Here is an 18917-nt window from a genome sequence, read left to right as displayed (position 1 = left end):
AATCTCTTTACAATATTCTTTAATTAAAAAACAAAAATCCCAAATATGTGAATACAAAACTTGCCAGTTTATTAAATATCCAATATTTTAGTTAAAAAAAACAATAATGATGAAAATAGTATGGCTTTCTTGTCTTTTTATTTTACTGTCCCTTAAAAACATAATAGCGCAGACAACAAAAATAGATACTGAAAAACTGCTGACCTATTATGAAACACAACGCTATGGTGATGCAGCTCTTTATCTGCAAAGCATTTATCCTGAAGATACACAGGACTTAAAAGCATTAACTCAGATTGCCTACTGCAATATGATGGCTGGCAAACTTGCAGACGCAGAAAAAAGCTATCAGAAAGTCCATATCATCCAACCTAATAACCTGTCTACTCTATTCAGCCTCTCAAGTATTAATTCCAAGCGGGGTAATATATCTAATGCTAAAGCTTATCTTCAGCAGATCATTCAACTGGATAGTCTTAACTTTAGTGCTTACAAGCAAATGGCCGCCTATTCCGATAATCCTGAAACCAAGCTGAATTACCTTAGAAAGGCCAATATTCTGAATGCTGCTGACCCTGATGTTGCTTACGAATTAGCTATGACTTATAACAAACTCAAGCAGTATCAACTTGCTTATGACATATTAAAAACAGCCATCGCATTAGACACTGAAAACTTCACATTACAACAAGCAAAATTACCGATAGCCAACCAACTCGGAAAATATTTGGAAGTCATTGAAACAGGAGAAAAATTATTAAAAGTTCATCAGGATGAAAATGTAATGAACGATCTGGGGCAAGCTTATTTCTATATGAAAGATTATAAGAAATGTATTTTACTTTATAAAATGTTAGAAGAACTGGGAATACAAAATGAGAGCATCTTATATTATATGACGCTAAGCTACCGCGAGCTGAAAGATTATGATCAGGCCACAATCTATGCTCAAAAAACAATTGATGAGGCCATTTCAAAACACATCTCCCTCTATTATGCTGCATTGGCTGGTATTTATGAAGACCAGGAAAAATATAATGAAGCTACAACCACTTATAAAAAAGGTCTTACCTTTGGTAGTAATAACATTATTTATTATCGTTTGGGTATTCTTTACGACGTTACCCTTAAGCAGCCCAAGAATGCCATAACATATTATCAATTCTATTTGAAGAATAATCCTCATCAGGAAAAAGAAAAAAAGCAGATTGCCTATGCTACAGAGAGAGTTTCAGCATTGATAAATGCAAAATAAAACCACTTCAACACATATTTAAATTAACAAAAACACGAAAGAAGAGATACAATCAAAAAAACTCATTTATTTTGTAGCAATCATTACAAAGAAAATTGACATCAATCTACTAATTTTACTTTGATAAAAACAATCTTTCTGATGAGCCAGAAAGTTCTATTATTTCCTTTTCAAATCTATGATTCATTGGCTGTTAAATGATATTTCAAGTTACAAATTATTAATGGTATCAAGAATAAACTGAACCCTTTCCACTATGGAAATTTTCGGAACTTCAATGACATTGTACTCATATTTTAAATAGGTTTCCACCATACAATCAAAGGTTTGCACTGCTTCTTCCCAAGTTTGTTTTCTCTCCGAATCATTTTCGTAAATATCTTTCCAGGGAGGAAGAATAAAAATGTTTTTATTGTAAACCATTTCGCCGGCAATCAACTCCATTTCTTTCGGAATAGGAATATTCTCAAGCTTGAGATAGCCAATAGTATCCAATATTCCACGGTCAAAGAAAATAGGTTTCATATCAGTGTTCGCATACATTTTATGATATGTTTTTACTGAAGCTTCAAACATCAGTTCCGCAAAGAACTTTTTATTAATCCAAGGCAATCCCTCACCATCTAAGTCTATTTGTTCTTTAATAATTCTTCGACCATCTTCAGGCACTGTTGTAAATCCGTTATTGCTTAATTCATTTAATATTGTGGTTTTCCCGGCGCCAGGCCCGCCAGTGATAATATAAAGTTTTTGGTTTGCATCAATATTTTTCATCTACAAATATTTAAAGGTTAATAGCTTAGAATAATTAAAAGTTGCTGTAGGATTATTTTAATTTGAAAAAAAAAGAAATCCATAGCTTCTATAAAAGCAGTAGATAAAGGGATATTATTAATCGTAAAGAATAAAGAAAGAGCTGCTATAAGAAAATAGAAAAGTGTGAAAAATTAAGAATAATCATGACTCTCCTTACCGAATAGAAACTTGAATTAATCTTAATTGAGAAAGTAGAATTCTTATCAGTAAAAATAATAATTTTTGGTTAAATAAACGGAAAGAGCGGTCTATTCTTTTGGAGGAAAGGTAATTCCTGCATCCTTAATCAGATCATATCCAAAAGTCATAATAGTTTCAATGACAGGAATGGCCTTTTTTCCTTTCTCTGTCAGGCTATATTCTACTTTGGGCGGAATTACAGGGAATACTTCACGGTGGATCATTTCCTTACTTTCCAACTCTCTTAGCTGGCTGGTCAGCATTTTGTCCGTGATATGGGGTATATCCTTTTTCAGTTCACTAAAGCGAAGTGGTTTTTCCTGTAATCTCCACAAAATAGGCATCTTCCAAGTTCCCCCTATGTGACTTAGAGCAAATTCAATCGGAGTATAATACAATCTTTTATCGTGGAAAAACTCAGGCATAATAATCGTTTTTTATATTCATACTTTCCTAAAGGTAGGTATAGCGCTAAAAGGTAAGTATATGATTTTCTAATAGCTCATTTTGCAAATTTGCACAAAAAAATATGAAATCGAAAAGAAAAGTGTGCTGGCTTTATCTCAGCTTATCATTACCCTATCTAACATTCTCTCTCCATATATTGAAAACTTTTGTCACCAACCATGAATACTAATAAAAACCCTCGCACACTGGCAAGGGTTTATTATTTTTATCGATAGGTTAAAATTACGTTATTATTCCTGCATAATTTTTTTAACCTCTTCAAATTCACTTTCAATCACATCATCCTGCTTATAAGTCAATGACGAAACAATAATATTGGTTAATAGAGAAAGTGTGAATCCCGGAATAATCTCGTACCAATTTTTTAACGGATGCTGAATATATACCCAAGCCAATACGGTTACTCCACCTACTAACATACCAGCCAAACCTCCCTGCCATGTTGTTTTTTTCCATAAAAGTGACAAAAGAATAAGCGGTCCAAATGCAGAACCAAAACCAGCCCACGCATTTCCTACCAGATTAAGGATGCTGTCTTTTGGATCTAAAGATAAAAGACCAGCAATAATCGCTACCAGTAAAACAGAAAGCCTGCTGGCGATAAGCAACTGCTTTGATGTTGCCTTTTTATTTAGGAAAGCTTTATAAATATCTTCCGTTAATGAACTTGAAGTAACCAATAACTGTGAAGAAATAGTACTCATTACAGCAGCCAAAATAGCCGTAAGCAGGAATCCTGCAATAAACGGATGGAACAATATACGGGAGAAATAGATGAAAATAGTTTCTGCCTCTGTTTTGGATCCATCAAACTTCATCATGGTTTCCAAGTCAAATTTTTGCAGATAAGCAATTCCCACCAACCCGATGGCTAAAGCTCCGGCAACAGTAAAAATCATCCATGTAATTCCTATTCGTCGTGCCTTAACCAGATCCTTAGGCTTATCGATGGCCATAAAACGTACCAGAATATGGGGTTGCCCACAATATCCTAATCCCCATGCTAACAGAGAGACAATGCTTACCGTAGTTGTTCCCCTGAATAGATCCAGGTATTTAGGATCTTTAGCTTCAATCAGGGATAAAGTTTCTCCAACGCCCCCAATTTGGGTAATGGCCACAATCGGTACAATTACCAAGGCCAGCACCATAATGGTTCCCTGCACAAAATCTGTAAGACTTACGGCCAGAAATCCACCTAAAAACGTATACAGAACTACCACCAAGCTGGTTAATAGTAGCCCTACAGTATAATCCATTCCAAAAGCTGACTCAAACAATTTTCCACCTGATACCATCCCTGCTGATGTGTACAGTGTAAAAAATACCAGAATAAAAATGGAAGAGGTGATTTTTAGAAGATGATTTTTATTTTTAAACCTGTTTTCAAAGAATACCGGTAATGTAATGGCATTTTGAGCGACCTCTGTATAGATCCTAAGTCTTGGTGCTACAATAATATAGTTGAGATAAGCTCCAATCGTTAACCCAATCGCGATCCAGGAACTTGAAATCCCGGATAAATACATGGCACCCGGAACCCCCATCAACAGCCAGCCACTCATATCGGCAGCCCCTGCTGACAATGCCGTAACGGCAGCCCCCATCTTTCTTCCACCTATTAAAAATTCTTCCGAATTACTTGTTGATTTTCTATAAGAATATATGCCTATACCTATCATTAATAACAGATACAACCCCACAGAAATCCCTTCATATACTTGCATATCATTTTTTTTTATGAAGCCGAAGATAACCATTTTTAAAAAAATGCCCGAATTGCCTCTGAAAATAGTACTCTATTTTAAATATAAAACCCCAAGTATATTTATCTGGGGCTTGGTTTTTATCATAAATTGAATGAGCTTTATTTCACAAGAACCTGAGCCCTTTTCAAATTGTCAGTTGCCTGCAAAATTTTATTCTTCAGAATTGGATTATAATCAGGATTTTTCAAAAGAAACTGATTAACAATATCAAATGCTTTTGGAGTCTGATAATTACTAAACGTTGAACGAAGCCAATTATCCGGGAAAAAGATAGCTCCCGTTTTTTGTATTTCCTGTAAAACCTCTAAAGTATTGGAAAGATAATGAATAGAAGTATTTTGCCTTAACGGATGATGCAGGTAGCCTAATGCAGAACCAACAGCAGATTCATTCGCTCTGTTCTGTTTTTGCATAAGACCATTAAAAAAATCGTCACGTACTTTTTGGTCTGAAGAAGCAGCTTTCATAATAATTTTAAAACGATTTACCCTATCCGGATTCTTGATTCTTGCCAGTTGCTCTTGCAATAAATCATTATTATTAGCATTTCGTAATGATAAAGCAAGGGCAAGGTTCGTAAAATCATCATCATTAAGGGATACGTCTTTTGGTGGCATCTGGGATTTCCAAATGGTGTACAGATTATCATAGGCCTGCTGAGACTGAAATATTCCCTGATAGCAATCAAAAATAATTTTCTTATTATTTTTTGCCGTCTGCACCTGCAATGTTTTCCATAATGTATCTTCTATATTTCCGGATTCTTTCAATCGGGTATTTTCAGATAAAAAATCCCAGTAAATAGTAGAAATATAACCGGTAATCAAACGTAAGTTTAATTCTGTATTTTCCTTTGGCAACTGCTCAGTAAAAAAATGTAATAATTCCTGCGGGTTGGTTCCTGAGCCGTTCAGCATATTTTCATATAAAGAAATATAAGCGCTTGCACGGTTTATCGGATCTTTTACCAAAGAGAATTCCGATATTACTGCCTTTTCAGTTTTGAATACTCCATACCCGATTCCAGAGGAATTTTGCAGGATAAACAGAGGTTTCTTTTTCCCTTTTAACTCTGAAATGCTTTGTTCTTTTCCAGACAGTTTTACATTAACCTTCTCAACCTTGTTGGCATAAAATAAACTGATCTGAAATTCCTGCGGCCAGTATTTTTGTTCGTTTCCATATTCTGGTTTCTGAGAAATTATAAATTTTTCAATTGCATTGCCTTTATATTGTATATCATAATCGATAACAGGTCTGCCTGGATCGTTCACCCACACTTTATTCCAACTTTGCAGATCTTCCGGTGTATGTTGATCAAGAATGGTAATAAGATCCGGCCAGCTTGCATTACTGTAAGCATATTTTCTAAGGTATTCGCTTACTCCTTTTTGAAAATTTTCCTCACCTATCAGTAATTCCAACTGACGCATCATAATGGGTGCCTTATCATAAATAATAGGCCCATACATCATCCCTGCATTCTGCAGATTATCCAAAACCTGTCGGATAGGATTAGCTCCTAAGGTACGATCCACAGAATAGGCTGCCGGAAAATGCCCTGTTAAGAATTTCAGATCATAAACCATTTTATCTGAAGATGCGCCGGTACTTTTATCTGCCATAAAATTGGCAAAAACCTCCTTCATCCAGACATCATTGAACCAATTCATTGTCACCATATCCCCAAACCAAAGATGGGCAACTTCATGGGCTATAAGATTGGAGCGGTTATTTAGCTGGTTTTGTGTAGCATTTTGATCTAAAAATAAAGTGGAGTTTTGAAATAATATAGCTCCCGGATGTTCCATTCCTCCGAATTGAAAATCAGGAATAACAACCAACCCATGTTTTTGAAAGGGGTGCTTAATGCCTGTCCATTTTTCGTAATAAGAAAGAGAATTCCTATATAAAGTGAAAATTGAATCCATACTGTTTTTAATTTTCACGGAATCTGTTTCACGGTATAAAATCCTGGAATCCTGCTGACTGATTTTCTCTGTATGATTTTTAAAATCTCCGGCAGCAAAAGAAAACAAATAGGTAGGCAGCAGATCCGACTGCTCAAAACGCAATGTTTTTTGGGCCTGCTGGATACTTGTTTCCTTAAGCTTTCCGTTGGCTATCGCGCTCCATTTTTCAGGAATAGTTAACGTCAAGGAATAGTTGGCTTTCAGATCAGGCTGGTCAAAACATGGAAACATTGTTCTTGCACGATCCGGAACAAATAAAGCATACAGGTATCCATCACGTCTGTTCAATGCTCCGTTTCCGGCAATAAAGGCAATATTAATTTGGTTAAATCCCGATTTCAGGTACTTTGCTTCAATAATGACATGTTCGTTTTCCAGAACTGTTTTTATCTGTTGTCCGTTCACGGAGACAGAGATGAGTGAAGAGGGTTCTTCTTTAAAATCTATCTGTAACGGAGCTTCATTTTGTTTTTTATAGTTAAAAGTAATTGCTTCTGTTCCGGAGATCCTTTCTGACTTACTTTCCGGGATCTTCAGATTAAGTTCATACTTAATTTCTTTGAGTGTATTCTTTCGAAATTGAGCTAACTCGTAAGATACACCAGATTCAATCTTTGGTAAAGGCTTCATTTGGGCATGATAACCACTATTGAAAACAACTAAAAATAACGCTAACAGACCTGCTTTTTTCATAGATCAAATATAAGAATTGGAATTGGAATGGGTAATATTGAAATAACCCAACCCAGCAAGACTAAAATTTTGAAATTTATTACGGACATGAACCAGAAACTATTTCCAGTTAGTAATTTATTTTAATAAAAAATCAGACATTTATTTCCACCCCAATTTTAAGACACACAATTACTGCATTTTATGCATATATTTTCTCAGGTAAAAACAATGTTTTTTGAAATACAAAAGTCCAAATAATACGTTTACTATAAACAGATTAAGGCAATCTGAAAGCATATTTTCATATTTATTTATATTAATTCCAAACAAATGCAATTCTTTGTATTTTTTTTCATAAATATTTAATACTTTAGCTATATAATTGAAACAAATGGGCATACTGCTTAAACCTATTGATGTAGTAGAAGATATTTCACAAGAAGAATTTCGTGAAAAATATTTAAAACCATGTAAACCCGTGGTAATCAAAAACATGGCAAAGAAATGGCCCGCCTATCAAAAATGGACGATGGAGTACATGAAGGAGGTTGTAGGCGATGTGATTGTTCCTTTATATGACAGTGCCAAGGCTGATCCTGCTGCTCCCATCAACACTCCAACGACTAAAATGCCGTTTAGCGAATATGTTGATCTTATCCAACGGGAACCTACCGATCTTAGAATTTTCTTTTTCGACCCAATCAAATTTGCTCCTAAATTGCTGGATGACTATGTTCCGCCAAAGAATCTGATGGGTGGGTTTTTAGATAAATATCCGAGTATGTTTTTCGGAGGAAAAGGTTCTGTAACGTTCCTTCACTACGATATTGACATGCCTCACATCTTCCATACCCATTTCAACGGGAGAAAGCACGTTCTTCTTTTTGAATACAAATGGAAAACCCGCCTGTATAAGCTTCCTTATGCAACCTATGCTCTGGAAGACTATGATATTTCAAACCCGGATTTTGAAAAATTTCCTGCATTGGATGGTATTGAAGGAATTGAATGTTATCTGGAACACGGAGATACATTATTTATGCCAACCGGCTGGTGGCACTGGATGAAGTATCTTGACGGATCATTCTCTATTTCTCTTCGTGCCTGGGACAAAAGCTGGGCTGTAAAAGCACATTCTCTTTGGAATCTTACAGTTCAACGTAATTTTGATAACTTCATGAAAGGCAGGTACAAAAAAAGGTACATGGACTGGAAAGAAAGAAAAGCCGTGGAAAGAGCTAATATTGCTTTAAAAAAAGGACTTCCAAAATAAAAAATATTGATAAACAGGTTGAGAGATTTTTCTTTCAACCTATTTTTTATATGATCAATCTCATCTAATGAGAATCCCTCTCTACAAATGATTCTGAATTCTTCCTCCGAATCATTTTATTTTTACCACTTGCACTTAAAATTTAATTAAATTGCATAGTGAACCCGTTCCCTTAATTCCTCATGTATGTTCGAAAAATTGATTGACAGCTTTGAGAAGCTGTGTCTTCAGATTATTATTGAAATATTGCTGGTACCGGTAACCATTTTCAAGTTATTTCAGGATACCCGCAGATGTTATGATCTGTCTGTACATGAAATGGAAAAGGAAGAAACTGAACGCTTTCGTGATTATTTGTCGCCCATTAAGCTTTCAGTCTATACTTCTGTAATTGTTTCCGTACTTCTCATGGATTACAGCGGAGAGCACAGCTTTATTTCCAAGATAAAGGGGCTAAGTATGGTAGAAAAAGCCTTGTTTATATTCCTGATGAATAACTTTACAGCCGTGATCTTCAGTGTAATATTATTGTGGTATAAAAAGGAAAAAGTGAACACAGTAGCCTTTCGTACACTTCTTTTTTCCTTTATCTATACTACCGTTTACACCTCTACTCCATTTTTTATATTAATTCTTTCTGCGATGTTTCTTGGACAAACGGTAAATGTACAGTCTTATTTGGATCATCTTTCAAAATTGGCAGACTCAGGAGCCTATGAATCCAGAGATTATATCTTTTTTATTGTTTTTGTTGTATTTGTTGTGATAGGAGTAATCGGGCTGATAAAATTGTTCAGGGCTTTGCATCATATTTTAAAGGAAAATTTTCGTTATCATCCTTATGTGGTATGGATCTTTACCTTGCTGTTTTTTCTTATACAAATCTACTATGCGGGAGGATTCATTTGAGAAATCCCTTTATTCTAAGTACTTTTTCGGCGAAAAGAATATTTTAATTGAAAGATTCACTCTAAAAACGCAATGCTAAAAATAGATTTACGTTTATTGATCTCACAAAATAAAAAATATACACAAATAATTGATTTACAATAAAATAAAATCAATAAAAAGACTATATCAAAACATTATTTTAAGATTTTATTAACAAACACACCAGTCTGTTCATTTTTTATTTACATTTGTGAAAAACAATAATCAATGTCTCGACCTCGCGAAAGAATATTAAGCACCTCTATGCTTCTGTTTCACAGACAAGGGTATAACCGTACCGGTATCAATCAGATTATCGAAGACGCCAAGGTATCAAAGGCAAGCTTTTACCAGCACTTCAAGTCAAAGGACGATCTATGCATTGAATTTCTCAACAAAAGATATGATTATTGGGTTTCTGAACTGGAAAAATTTATATCAGAAGAGAAAAATCTTGAAGAGAAAATACTGAAATCATTTGATTTTCTTATTTATATGAACGAAAAGGAAGATTTCCGGGGTTGCAGCTTCCTGAATCTTCTCTCTGAAATACCAGCTGACCAAGTTGAAATCCACAATGTTCTACGTTATCATAAAAATAAACTGCGGGAGTTCTTCAATGAAGAGATTGAGGATGAGCATACGGCATCTCATATCTATCTCCTTTTTGAAAGTTCAATACTTACCAGCCAGCTTTATAGATCCAATGAATTAATCGAAACATCTAAGACTGCTATCAAAAATATACTCAACTCTTCACACTAAGGAAGAATTAAATATACTCAAGTTAAAAGCTATTAAAAAACTATGCAAAACTCTACTTTCTTGCAGAAGACTCATTCTGCAGTGTTCAGGCTATGCCTATTCGGAAGCACTACCATCACTTCACTACTCTATTCTCAGGCTGGTGGTAAAATAGGAATAAATACTCCTAATCCAAAAGCTACGTTGGATATTACTGCCAAAACAGACGGAACTTCACAGGCAGAAGGCCTTATGATCCCTCGTCTTACAGGAGATCAGATCCAAACAATGACAGCAAACATCCAACCCGGAACAGAATCCCTGATGATCTATGCAACTGCTTCTCCTGCTTCTCCTACTGCAAAAGTTTCAAAAATCACGCAGCCGGGTTACTATTTCTGGAATGGCACTAATTGGGAAAGCATGGGTGTAAATTCTAATATCTACACGGCAGATGGCTCTATCACAACACCTTTGGCATCAAGAAATGTGGATCTTAATGGCAAAAATCTTGTTTTTTCCGGAACAGGAAGTGTAGGCATTGGAACCGCTCCGTCAGCATCTGCTAAGCTGGACGTTGCCGGAACTGTAAAAGCCAGTGCTATAGACTATAACTCTGATGAAAGACTGAAGCAAAACATCACAGAAATTAAATCTTCTGACGAAATAGTAAGTAAGCTAAGGCCAGTTTCATACTTCTGGAACGAAACCGGAAAAAAGAAAGGAGGAAATGCACAGCTACAATATGGCCTTGTTGCCCAGGACGTAGAAAAAGTTCTTCCCAACATCGTAAGTACCGATAACGAGGGGTATAAATCCGTAAACTATAATGAGCTGATCCCTTTATTGTTACAAGCCGTTCAGGAACAGGGCAAAAAAATAGATGAATTACAAAAAGAAATACAGCAACTGAAAAAGTCAAAATAACCATCGAGGAAATCGATTTTTGACTTATTCATTACTATCAGGGATTGAGATTTTTATCTCAGTTCATTATTAATCTTGTAATTCAAAGAACATGAAACTTAAATTATATTTCATACTGCTCTTTCTGATAAGCCAGAGTTTTTTGGCGCAAAATAACTATTACTGGGTGGGCGGCCCCGGTAATTGGACAGACCTCAATCACTGGCGTATAGGCTCATCATCAGGGCAGGCAGCTACCATTATTCCTTCCCGTTATGATAATGTTTATATCACGTCGGGAAGTGGTTTTACTTCCAGCGGAGGCATGCTTAATATTCCATCAACAGCTACCTGCAAGGATTTTATCATAGATGATTCATTTAACACGAAACTTAGCTTTCCGGCAGGAAGTGTCTTTAATGTGTACGGAAATCTGAAATGGAAATCTAATGCCGGTGCTTATTATAACCTGACCATGAATTTGTTTTCGGACAGCTCAAATCCGACTCCAAACCTCATTGATGTCCCGGATAATATGATTGATCCAGGATATGTTAATGGAGGGTATCAGTCTTCTTTTAACCTTAAAGGAAACGGAACTTTCAAGCTTGTGAAAAATTTTGTCAGTAACGGATTTTTTCTATTCAACATCAGTGATAGTGCCTTTCTTGATACAGATCATAAAAATATAAGCTCTTTGATGCTCACCCACAGCTCTACGGCAGCATCCAATTTTAGATCTTCTACAATAACCACTACCAGCTCAATGACGTTTAACTCGTCTGTAAATCTTACACAAGCTACTGTTACTTTTGTTTCACTGAACATACAAACAACTCAGGATATCAAAAAAATACTCCTGACTTCTTCTGGGTATGCTCAAATATCAGGCGGAAATCTATTGACCGTTGATGAAGTAACAGGTGTGGGAACTTCAGGGGGAAATTTTACAGGAAATCAATTCAACATTAATAAAGTAAATGTATACTCCTGCCTCTTTAATGCCACTTTACTTAAGGCAAATGATATTGTGATTGGTGATGGAAGCGCTGAGATGACAGGCTCCCGATTTGAAGTCAAAAACTTGACTCTTGGCAAGGGAAATAATATCCTTCGGGCGTCACAATTTGACATCAATAATCTTACCTTGAATGGCGGACAATATAATTTTCGTCAGCCCATAGGTACTCTTTCTACCTATTTTCAGGTTAATGAAACCCTTATTGCCAATACTCCATGTAACGGAGCTATTCCAAAGTTTGGAGCTTTAGATATTTCATTGCCTGTAAATCTTATTCTCCCTGGTTCTATCAACGGAAATGGAATTGCTTCTTTTAATGGTTACAATTTAACGACTACAAAGCTTACGGGAGGAGCCTCTGCAACGGCAGGAATCAACGGTGGAAATAATACGGGAAATATTACATATCCCGGAATTACGACAAAAACCTATTACTGGATAGGTGGTGGTGGTAGCTGGAGCGATCCGGCACACTGGTCTTTTACATCAGGAGGACCTTCTGCCAACTGTATCCCTATCATGTATGATGATGTGATCTTCAATGAAAACTCAGGGTTTACGGCAGGAAATAACAATATCAGTAATAATGGAGCAGTTGCTTCAGTACGGAATATGAACTGGAATAATGCTCCGGCTAATCCTGTTTTGAGTGTTACGATGAACTTGTATGGCAGTATTTATCTTCAAAAGGATATGACGGCTCCTGTAGCAATAACCTTGCTTAAAAACAATTCAGGAGATCCTGTTGTAAGTCGTTACATGAACTTTGAAGGTCAGAAAATAAATCAGCTGAGCATCTTTGGGAATGATAATTTCTACCTCCTGCCATCTGGTTCAGGTACTCCTTATGATCTGGAAGTTGGAGGGGTCTTTAATTTTGACAACAATGCCCTGACAGGTAATCTTTATGCGGACGGAAGAAAAATAAAGTCTGGGGAATTATGGTTAGGTGGTAATAATGTCAATATAGACAATGCCCTGCTACGTCAGAACATCTTAAATATTCTAGCCAAGCAAACCATCATGGCACCTAATACAACGGTATACATACAAAACTATAACGGGCGATATTATAGTTCAGGAAATACCAATAACTTTTTTGGAAAAGTTTACAAAGAGGGAAATAGTGTCGGAGATATACAGCATATGAATACTGATGTTTTCCAGGCCAATGGAGGGGATCTAAGATTTTATGGAAACAATAAAGCAAAAAATGTTACCATCAATAGTTCTTCTCATATTAATATGTTTGATAATACTACCAAATTTACCATAACAGACAGTTGGATATATAATCGCGCAGACTGTGATATGGTTCTCAATTTTACAGGTCAGGGCGGAAGTAACCTCGTTCTGGGAAACAACATTAATGGTAATGGGTTTGTTGAATTGAACAGAATGAATTTTTCAGGGATTAATGCCAGCTATATTAATCCGGTGGCAGGAGCAAAACCTATTAACGCCAGCAACTCTATAGACAGCGGAAGTAATTCCGGGATTAATTTCATGGCCACTACTGCTAAAAATTTTTACTGGAAAGGAGGCTATGGCACATGGAACGACCTCAGCCATTGGTCTCTGGATCCTACAAGTACAAGAACAACAGCCAACTGTGGTCTTCCTACCATTAATGATAATGTTTTCTTTGATCAGTATTCCGGATTTTCTACAACAGGCATCACCAGTATACAGCTTTCTAATGATGTTTCTGTTAATGATATAACATTCATCGGATTAGCCCCTGGTTCAAAATCTCATTTTTCAGGAAACAGCAACTATTATAAGATCAATGTCAACGGAAATGCAGTCTTGCATGCGGGATATTATGATGCTGGCTATTTCAGTGGTTTTACGTTTGTGAATATTAATAAACCTACAGGTACCTTAAAAAATGTGACTCCCAATGGAGCAACTTCATCCCTAAATTTTGCAGGAGATGCGCAATGGAAAATAAACAGAGGAACTTCACAGTATGATCTTACCGGTAATGCTAGTATTGGACAAACCAGTATTCCCGGAAACATTTTGGATATAAGCGGTACCGTAATGAACATTAATGTTGTGAATATAAACGGTTCTCAGCTATTGATGGACAACGCAGATCTTACTGTTAGTTCCAGCTTTATCATCAATACCAAACAACCCGTTGTAAACACAGCCAATAGTGTTATTAAGTTAATAAGAAACTTTGGGGGCTCCGATTCCGATATTACATTCAATAATTTAAACCATTATTTTGAAAAGATAGAATATACCAATTCCTCTACCAATACAGATTATATTATCTCTTTTAGCTTCCCTGGTGGGATTATCAATAACTTTATTATTCACTCAGCAACCAATTCAAGAATTGATAAGGTTAATCCATCCATTGTTCTTAAAACACCTATGGCTGTGAATAACCTAACCATTGAAAAAAATAATTTTGTTGCCCTAGACGGAAATCTACAAGTCAACCAGTCACTAAAGATATTGGGAGACTGTTTAGACAGACTTACTTTTGCTTCATCAAATGCACAATTAAGAACCTTAATACTTCCTAATTACAGCACCAGCCCATCCAATTATGTAATGGATAAGGTACAGTTTAAAGCTATCTCTTCTTCTGCCGGACAAACTTATATAGCTACAGGAAGTACCGACCTAGGAGGAAATACCGGTATTAATTTTCAGGATGCCATTTCCTCCGCTCCAAGAAATCTTTACTGGATTGGAGGGCAGGGATTATGGCAAGATCCTCAACATTGGTCATTAAGTTCAGGAGGTATACCTGTTGCAGGTTGTGATATTCCTACAGCTGTTGATAATGTATTCTTTGATCAGAATTCAGGGTTTACAGCAACCTCAAACAAAATCATTATCAGAGGAAATAACTTGTCAAAAGCCAATAATATCACTTTTAATAATGCGCCTAATCAGCCAGTGCTTGACTTTGGTATAAGTGGCAATAATCCTTATTATCTGAATGTGTATGGAAACCTTACCCTGCAAAGCGATCTAAAAATTATAGTTCCGATGTCAACGTATGGGCTAACCCGAAATATTGTTATGACACAGGGAACCTCCCTAGGAAAAATACGATATATCGATACAAAAGGAACCTATATTTATCTGAATGTTAATTCCCAAGACTATTTTGAATTGAAAAGTCCATACCAGGGAGATCTTAATTTTAATAACGCAGCCGGATTTAAAACCAATGACCAGCCTATGAAACTGGTTAATTTCAGCTGGAATCAAACAATCAATAATAACCCGGTAGTAGATCTTGGGCAGTCTGTTATTACGGGAACAAGAACAAACAGTATTGGTACTGCCAACTATTACGTAGCAGCCATTCCTTATTATAGCTTCTATAGCCCTTATTTTTATATTAGCTCAGGGAATAATCCAATCACTTTAAATGCATCTGCCACTAAAGCCGATACAGGATACTTTACCATCAATACTCCTGATGCAGCAAGCTTTGGTGATCTTACCATCTGGAAAGACGGAGGAGTAAATACAGGATCAAAAATCTGGAATTTCAATAAAATGACTTTCCTGGGTAGTTCTGCCGTCAATTCTGTAAGTACGCTGACTTCCGCAGGTAAGTATAAAACGTTATACTTCAATCCGGGATCTTATCAGATAGAAAACAGCCAGACTGTAACTGAAAATCTGTTCATGACAGGAACTCCTTGTAACAGAATCTCTGTAATCAAGTCAACAGCTGGTCAGAATACAATTAATCTGGATCCTGCAGCAGCATACACCATGTTTTATGCTTCCATCAGAGACCTCAACTTTTCCCGTTCTGTGAGTGCCTATGGCAATAGTCAGGACTTAGGAAATACAGCCAACCTTACCATTGTTCCTACCAATGTACAGGCAGCAGGCTTCGGAGGAAATAAGGCCCTTTGCGCCTCTGAATTTCCAAAAACCTATGATGCATCAGCTTTATATGGAACGGATCCTAACGCAACCTATACCTGGACTAAACTTAATACTCCCAGCTCAGGAGTGATGGGCACAAGTCCATTGGTAACATTTACACAGCCAGGAAACTACAGGGTAAATGTTACTTATAGTCAGGACGGATGTAATATTACAGAGGATTTTACCATTTCTGCTATTGAATTGCCGGCAGACAGTAGTACTTCTTCAGCCACAAGTGCTGTGAAGCAGCTTTCCGGAGATGTACAGGTAAAGTTTAAAGGATCTCTGGCCCAAGCGTATATCTTTACTTATAGCATGAATGGAGGTCCTGATCAAGAAATCGCGTCTGCAGCTAATGGTGAAGCAATAATTCTTCATTCTAAAGCCCAAACAGGAACATTTGTATATCGTCTTAAAAGCATCCGATTTGCCACTGGAGAAGCTTGTCCGGTTACCATCAACAATAAAGAGATGATTGTGAACATCAACCCTGATTGCCCTACTCCCGGTGTTATGATGTTGATGGATAATGTTCTCAGAGGTTGTACTTCCGCTATGGGAGCAAGACGCTTATCAGAATTAAATCCGTCTATTGTATCAAATCCGCCAACGGATGCGGGCGTAACAAGACTTATTTCAGGAACAGGAATTGTAGTAAAGGAACGAAATGAAGTATTCCTGATCCGTAATACAAATGCTATCCCTGAAACATTAACGCTTCCAACAAATAAAACTCATATTCAGGGAGCTATTATTTACCATAACGATCATTTTTACGAAGGGATAGAAAACGGAAAATGGACCAGAGTAGATAACGATTAAATTTGCACTTCATAAAAACTGACTAATCATCAAGATCCGCATTGGAATTATTTCAATGCGGGTTTTTAATATTATAATTGAATATATAAGTACAGGATGATTTTAAAAGACTTTCTCTTCTTAGAATGATCTTATATTTTTTATACTTTATTCTGATCAAAAAAATCCCTTATCATCTTTGAACTTTCAGCAGCAGTTTTTAATTGAACAGTGTCACCATTTTCATCAGTTGTAAAGTGTCCTTTAAAAGCTTCCGGCATTCTTTCATATTGTTCATTCACTTGTTCCAACAGGTCCTTAAAAGAAGTATATTTATATTTTTCAACAAGAAATGGCAATGCATTTTTTCCTCTCAGCAATTCATATTCCTGATAATTATAGGGTGTTGTTTGCTCACGTTTTGTCAATGTTCCCTTAAGCTTGTTCACAAGCTTTTCCATCTCTTTTTCCTCTGAGAAAAGAGCTAATCCACGCAAGGCATAGATTTTCATATCCAGATACCTTTCTTTTTTATAAGCCAGCTCAAAAAATGAGTGAAGTTTAGGATGAGTCTGATCATAAAGGAGTTTCAGAATTCTATTCCGATAATCAATCTGTTTTGTAGTAGTATAAATCCGAATCAAGCTGTCAAAATTGTCAGGAGCAAGATCCTTGGAAGAAAGATCATACAATGCATTCCTAAAATCTATATGCCTCTCATTAAGTTTTTCATCTGATAAAATCTCCGGGAATCTGCTCATCTTATTAATAAATTTTGATATGGGTTGTTTTCTTTATGCAAATTGAGAAAAATAATTTAAAACCATATGTCGGAATAGAACTTAATTTTAGGATTTATTTAAAGTTCATCACATATTTCTATGGTAAAAGTGAACTCACCTTAATTCTATTTACGGTTTCCCGTAAAAAAAACAAGACAACGGTTCCTAATTTTGGTGAGAAATTAATCCTATAAAACAATAATCATGGCTTGGAGCTACAGAAAAAGAATTAAAGTAATACCTGGTGTACATCTTAACTTCAGTAAAAAAGGGATATCAACTTCTATTGGTGTAAAAGGAGCCAGCATTAATTTTAGTAAATCCGGAACAACCGTCAGTACTACTGTTCTTGGATTTTCGAATCGTTATAAAATTTCAAATACTCAATCCAGATCAAAGTATAATCCCACTCCATCACAACCCAACGTGCCTATAAATGAATCTTATTTTCCTGATGAAAATATTTTTAGTGCAGATATTCATGAGATCACAAGTCAGAATATGCAGGGCATTAAGGAAGCAATTATTTTAGCAGGGCAGCAAAAGAATGAATTAACATCTGATCTTAGAAAAATTATAAGAACTCTTTCTGTAACAAAAACTAAGAAAATTTTAAGTTATATATTTCTTTATGGCTTTATCAATAAAGACATTCCAAAAAATTCAGACAGAGATATTAAATCTCAGCAGGAGGCTATTGACCAAACAAGAAAAATGATAGAAAAATGCTATGTTAATCTTGAAATTGATTTTGACCATGAAATCAAAAGAAAATTTGAAAAGGTTTATGAAACTTTCCAAAAACTTACTGCTTCCCGTAAAATTTGGGACATTACAAGTGCCCGCTTTCAAGACAGAGTCGCTATGCGTTCTTCTGCAAGTACCATAGTAAGCAGGCGTGAAGTTCATTTTTCACTTAAAACACTTCCTTATATAAAATCTGATTATCAGGCGTTGTATATGAAAAATGCAAATGGTGCTGATATTTATATTTATCCAACCTTTATTGTAATGTATACCAATGAAAATAATTTTGCCATTATAGGAATTAATGAACTGAATTTTCGACAAACCTATACCCGTTTCACTGAAACCTCAACAGTTCCCGCAGATACCAAAATCATTAGTAAAACCTGGGCTAAGGTCAATAAAAATGGAACTCCGGACAGAAGATTCAAAAGTAATTATCAGATTCCTGTGGTACGTTATGGAAATATCAGGCTCACTACTCAAACAGGTCTTCATGAAGAATATGAGTTCAGTAATTATGAACTGACCGAAGAATTTGGTAAGGCTTTTAATGAATTTCAGTCAGAATTTAGATAAATTAAAATAGCTTATACCATTCATTTTACATTATGGTAATACTTCGTCATATTAACAAATCTTAAAACAATGTTAATTTT

Annotated in this window: 12 protein-coding genes; 7 read left to right on the top strand and 5 right to left on the bottom strand. The window is 35.8% G+C overall.

Annotated elements, in window-relative coordinates:
• The first annotated feature begins 106 nt into the window (after positions 1–106).
• Positions 107–1255 carry a tetratricopeptide repeat protein gene (locus EG359_RS00925; RefSeq protein ID WP_076355905.1) on the top strand — a complete coding sequence of 383 codons (1149 nt, stop codon included), beginning with the start codon at positions 107–109 and terminating at the stop codon, positions 1253–1255.
• A 210-nt stretch (positions 1256–1465) separates the two neighbouring features.
• On the opposite strand, the gene EG359_RS00920 is transcribed toward EG359_RS00925, so the two are convergent.
• From EG359_RS00920 to EG359_RS00905, 4 genes are all read right to left on the bottom strand, one after another.
• Entirely contained in the window at positions 1466–2029 is a 564-nt protein-coding gene (locus EG359_RS00920) for an AAA family ATPase (protein WP_076355907.1), read from the bottom strand.
• Between the two features lie 290 nt (positions 2030–2319).
• Positions 2320–2676: a winged helix-turn-helix transcriptional regulator gene (locus EG359_RS00915; protein WP_076355909.1), complete on the bottom strand. Its 357-nt coding sequence runs from the start codon at positions 2674–2676 to the stop codon at positions 2320–2322.
• Positions 2677–2949: 273 nt separating this feature from the next.
• On the bottom strand, positions 2950–4446 hold the full coding sequence (putP, locus tag EG359_RS00910) for a sodium/proline symporter PutP (RefSeq protein WP_076356050.1): 1497 nt from the start codon (positions 4444–4446) through the stop codon (positions 2950–2952).
• A gap of 140 nt (positions 4447–4586) precedes the next feature.
• Complete coding sequence (locus tag EG359_RS00905) at positions 4587–7154, bottom strand: M1 family metallopeptidase (protein WP_076355911.1); 2568 nt, start codon at positions 7152–7154, stop codon at positions 4587–4589.
• A gap of 373 nt (positions 7155–7527) precedes the next feature.
• Between EG359_RS00905 and EG359_RS00900 the strand changes: the two genes are divergently transcribed.
• From EG359_RS00900 to EG359_RS00880, 5 genes are all read left to right on the top strand, one after another.
• Complete coding sequence (locus EG359_RS00900; RefSeq protein ID WP_076356052.1) at positions 7528–8409, top strand: cupin-like domain-containing protein; 882 nt, start codon at positions 7528–7530, stop codon at positions 8407–8409.
• A gap of 186 nt (positions 8410–8595) precedes the next feature.
• Positions 8596–9318, top strand: coding sequence for a hypothetical protein (locus EG359_RS00895; RefSeq protein WP_076355913.1), 723 nt, complete (start codon positions 8596–8598; stop codon positions 9316–9318).
• A 249-nt stretch (positions 9319–9567) separates the two neighbouring features.
• Positions 9568–10104, top strand: coding sequence for a TetR/AcrR family transcriptional regulator (locus EG359_RS00890; protein WP_076355915.1), 537 nt, complete (start codon positions 9568–9570; stop codon positions 10102–10104).
• A 42-nt stretch (positions 10105–10146) separates the two neighbouring features.
• Positions 10147–11010 (top strand): tail fiber domain-containing protein, encoded by an 864-nt coding sequence (locus EG359_RS00885; protein WP_076355917.1) that lies wholly within the window; start codon positions 10147–10149, stop codon positions 11008–11010.
• Positions 11011–11101: 91 nt separating this feature from the next.
• Positions 11102–16750, top strand: a complete 5649-nt coding sequence (locus EG359_RS00880) for a hypothetical protein (protein WP_076355919.1) — start codon at positions 11102–11104, stop codon at positions 16748–16750.
• Positions 16751–16890: 140 nt separating this feature from the next.
• Here the strand turns inward: EG359_RS00880 and EG359_RS22665 are convergent, their stop codons facing one another.
• Entirely contained in the window at positions 16891–17490 is a 600-nt protein-coding gene (locus tag EG359_RS22665; protein ID WP_228435087.1) for a hypothetical protein, read from the bottom strand.
• Between the two features lie 225 nt (positions 17491–17715).
• On the opposite strand from EG359_RS22665, the gene EG359_RS00870 reads away from it, so the two are divergent.
• Entirely contained in the window at positions 17716–18837 is a 1122-nt protein-coding gene (locus EG359_RS00870) for a DUF4236 domain-containing protein (protein ID WP_076355925.1), read from the top strand.
• The last annotated feature ends 80 nt before the right edge of the window (positions 18838–18917 follow it).

It is taken from the genome of Chryseobacterium joostei (assembly GCF_003815775.1).
Classification (GTDB): domain Bacteria; phylum Bacteroidota; class Bacteroidia; order Flavobacteriales; family Weeksellaceae; genus Chryseobacterium; species Chryseobacterium joostei.
Note: the sequence above shows the minus strand (reverse complement) of the source record. Positions and strands in the feature narration are given on the sequence as shown.

Coding starts and splice junctions, on each gene's coding strand:
- EG359_RS00925 (WP_076355905.1), top strand. CDS start 107: ATGATGAAAATAGTATGGCTTTCTTGTCTTTTTATTTTACTGTCCCTT.
- EG359_RS00920 (WP_076355907.1), bottom strand. CDS start 2,029: ATGAAAAATATTGATGCAAACCAAAAACTTTATATTATCACTGGCGGG.
- EG359_RS00915 (WP_076355909.1), bottom strand. CDS start 2,676: ATGCCTGAGTTTTTCCACGATAAAAGATTGTATTATACTCCGATTGAA.
- putP (WP_076356050.1), bottom strand. CDS start 4,446: ATGCAAGTATATGAAGGGATTTCTGTGGGGTTGTATCTGTTATTAATG.
- EG359_RS00905 (WP_076355911.1), bottom strand. CDS start 7,154: ATGAAAAAAGCAGGTCTGTTAGCGTTATTTTTAGTTGTTTTCAATAGT.
- EG359_RS00900 (WP_076356052.1), top strand. CDS start 7,528: ATGGGCATACTGCTTAAACCTATTGATGTAGTAGAAGATATTTCACAA.
- EG359_RS00895 (WP_076355913.1), top strand. CDS start 8,596: ATGTTCGAAAAATTGATTGACAGCTTTGAGAAGCTGTGTCTTCAGATT.
- EG359_RS00890 (WP_076355915.1), top strand. CDS start 9,568: ATGTCTCGACCTCGCGAAAGAATATTAAGCACCTCTATGCTTCTGTTT.
- EG359_RS00885 (WP_076355917.1), top strand. CDS start 10,147: ATGCAAAACTCTACTTTCTTGCAGAAGACTCATTCTGCAGTGTTCAGG.
- EG359_RS00880 (WP_076355919.1), top strand. CDS start 11,102: ATGAAACTTAAATTATATTTCATACTGCTCTTTCTGATAAGCCAGAGT.
- EG359_RS22665 (WP_228435087.1), bottom strand. CDS start 17,490: ATGAGCAGATTCCCGGAGATTTTATCAGATGAAAAACTTAATGAGAGG.
- EG359_RS00870 (WP_076355925.1), top strand. CDS start 17,716: ATGGCTTGGAGCTACAGAAAAAGAATTAAAGTAATACCTGGTGTACAT.